This is a genomic window from Pseudodesulfovibrio pelocollis (assembly GCF_030282845.1).
In the GTDB taxonomy this organism is placed as follows: Bacteria; Desulfobacterota; Desulfovibrionia; order Desulfovibrionales; family Desulfovibrionaceae; genus Pseudodesulfovibrio; species Pseudodesulfovibrio pelocollis.
The window spans coordinates 1-2476 of record NZ_JASTWE010000093.1 but is presented as its reverse complement, the minus strand read 5'-3'; the positions used below and the strand labels follow the sequence as shown (position 1 = coordinate 2476).

2 protein-coding genes are annotated in these 2476 nt (G+C 55.2%); both read right to left on the bottom strand.

The window, feature by feature from the left end:
* Window positions 1-211: 211 nt before the first annotated feature.
* Entirely contained in the window at window positions 212-445 is a 234-nt protein-coding gene (locus QQS14_RS16265; RefSeq protein WP_285908068.1) for a DUF2188 domain-containing protein, read from the bottom strand.
* Between the two features lie 13 nt (window positions 446-458).
* Window positions 459-2476: helicase-related protein (locus QQS14_RS16260; RefSeq protein WP_285908067.1), on the bottom strand; the 2018-nt coding region annotated here is incomplete at its 5' end.

The following is a 2476-nucleotide window of genomic DNA, read 5'->3' as shown; positions in this document are numbered from 1 at the left end:
TTCTTTGATAATAAACGCCGAAGTCATCTCACACAACCACTTCCCACCAACCCGACCAGAGAAACGAATTTCTCCCCTTATTTCCCGGCACCGTACGAGGGTGACGGGCTTGCAGCAAAACCGGATACTTGGCGTTCAGCCGCAACAACTTCGAATCCGGTTTTCGGACGCAGGTTCGGTTCCCAAAACGGGAATCGAATTGGGCTGGGCATCACCCCCTCGGCGGATACGGGTCGTTGCCGTGGCTGTCCTTGTTCTGGATCTTCCCGTCCTTGCCATGGATGTAGAACTCGGTGCCTTGGTTCTGGCTGATCTTACGCCCGGCATTGACGGCTTCCTGCTTCTTATCGAAGTGGCCGCTGCTACGGGTCGCTCCATCTTTTTTGACATCCCAACCGCCGTCTGCGTTGGGCACAACATGATGTGATCCTGGGTTCTTTGGCATGGTCGCCTCCTGTTTACTTGGTTTCTGCTGAAGTAAATTGCACGGCCAACTTCAACGCATCTTCCAGTTCCGATAGCGGACTTGTCTTCGGTGGCTCCAACGAAATTAGCCAGTCGGCCAAATCTGCTGACTCATGGTTACCGTTTTGGCTAAGGCTGAACAGCAGATCTTCCTGGCGGGGTTGACCGAAAACCATCCGATAGAGGGCCAACCCTTGCTTTAGCCGTTTGAGTTTCCCAACCTCCTTGCTGTACGGGAGCAGAGGAATGCGGCGTTCCACCCGGGCGAAACCATCCTCGAAGATCCAATACGGGATGAGATCGGAATGCCCATTGGATTTGCCTTGGGCCGCGATCTGAAAAAGGGTCTGCCACGGATCGCCTCCCTCATGCGCCATGGAGAGAGCAGTCAGACCATACCGTTCCGCAACATTCTTTCTGACCGCATGGCCTTTATACCGATGAACCCGGCCTTCGCGTTGTTCAAGATCAACGGGATTGGAAGGCAGGTTCCAATGGACCACGGCATGGCACCAAGTGTGGAAGTCCAACCCTTCCTGACCAATTGAGGTCGACGCCAGAACGAAGGGACGAAACGGAGAGTTGAAGGCGTCCCGTACCGAGTCTGCGCGAACGAGAGCCTGGTTATTGTCGTCTCGAATATCCCCGAACCGGAGCGCGAAACGACAGCGGGTGCTGAAATCATCAAGAGCAAAGCCGTCGCCCGATATCTTTATTTCGTCGATTCGAATCTGAGCGGTTCGCAGTGACAACACCGAGTGGATGCACTCGGCTATGCCAGCCACCTGTCCTTCCGGTGAGTGCTCTTGGAGACCCAAAGACTCTCGAAGGACATGCACATATTCGTCTAGCACCGATTGGAGATTGCCGTCGATACCGTACTGAAGCGTCAACCGCCAATAAGTGTCCTCGCCGGAGCCTCGCAGCATGGCGATCGTCTCCGGCATATTGAAAAGAGATCGGAAGCCGGATGCGATTCTGGCTGCGGCCGACAGAAGGTTTGGATCGCCCGCATCGAGCCCGGCACCGATACGGCGAAGTGCTCGCAAGGCACACACGCCAGGACCGGCAAGAGCCAGATCGCAAAGCACATCGACCAGATCATCCGGCTGAGGGCCGAGAGGAATGTTGCCCTCCGCCATGCTGACCAGCAGGTCGATGTGATCTTTGAAACGGGTGCCTGATTCATGGTCCTGCGTAGCGGATCTCCATCCCGAATGGCTCTTACACCAGTCCAACAACCCGTTATGGGAATCGAGAAGAATGGGAGCCGCCCAATACCATCGCTTATCAGCCCGCATCCCTTTCCCGGCATCAGGCAGAGTTTCCACCAGACTGCGGCAAATAGCCTTGACCTCGTCCATCAGCTCTTGGACGTCCAGTGGTCCGCTTCCACGGCCCAGAGCAATCTCAAGCGGGTCAATTTTGGTGGCAAGGGTTGGGGACGGCAGCAACCAAGCAATAACCGGCATACCAGTCAGGCGATTATCATTTGAGGCCACCGCAAACCGCAGCAATGGCTTAATCTTGTCATAGAGTTCGCTGTGGGAAACCGAGGTTCCGGCGATCATCTTCCGTTCGGCTTCGTAGGAGCAGATCGACGCAATCGCGTCCGGAACAGCACTCCAAGAGGAAAACACAAGGGCCTTGGTCAAGCCATCCTTGTCCTGGTATGCGCCGCCAGGCTCGATATACGGCATGGAAGGCGGCACCCATAAAAGCTGCCACATGCCCTTATCAATCGTGTCTTCAAAAAGTACGCGCATCCTCGGATTGGCAGGATCGAGAGCCTGATAGCCTTCAAATTTTTCCTTCGTCAGCAACTGCCCATTTGCCGACGAAAGAGTTCCGCGAAGAGCATCTGAAGGGGCATTCAACTGGGCATCCAGCTTATGCCGCAGCTCATAATGCTTCAGAAAGTTGATCAGGTAAGGCGCAGACTTCCAGTATTCGATTGGCTCCCCGGCCTTGACGCAGATTGCCACCGCGTCAACCATTGCGGCGTGCTTAA

Bases quoted from the DNA above. Each gene is read 5' to 3' on its own strand.
- QQS14_RS16265 (WP_285908068.1), bottom strand. From the start codon at position 445: ATGCCAAAGAACCCAGGATCACATCATGTTGTGCCCAACGCAGACGGC.